Raw genomic sequence first — 330 nt, 5'->3', positions numbered from 1 at the left:
GCCGGTCACCTCGAACTCGATGCCGTGGATGTGGATGGGGTGGTTGGTCATGGTCAGGTTGCCCACGCGGACCCGCACCCGGTCGCCCAGCCGGGTCACCAGCGGGTCCAGCCCGGGGAAGACGCGGCTGTTCCAGGCCCAGATGTTGTGCTCCAGCATGGTGTTGACGTTGGGGGTCTGGGCGCCGGGCTCCACGTCGAAGGCGTTGAGCAGGAAGCAGTAGTCGCGGTCCACCTGCTCGATCAGCGGGTGGCGGCCGCGCGCGTCCAGCCTGGGGTGGGTGATCCACAGGCCCATCATGCCCATGGCCATCTGCGTCATTTCGTCGGC

General features: G+C 67.9%; 1 protein-coding gene. It reads right to left on the bottom strand.

Annotated elements, in window-relative coordinates; all coding sequences use genetic code 11:
- Positions 1-330 (bottom strand): multicopper oxidase domain-containing protein (locus HA630_RS27195; protein WP_166832222.1); only part of this gene is annotated, 330 nt, incomplete at both ends.

The organism is Aquabacterium sp. A08 (assembly GCF_011742065.1).
The sequence above is the reverse complement of the archived record's forward strand: the minus strand, read 5'-3'. Positions and strand labels throughout refer to the sequence as shown.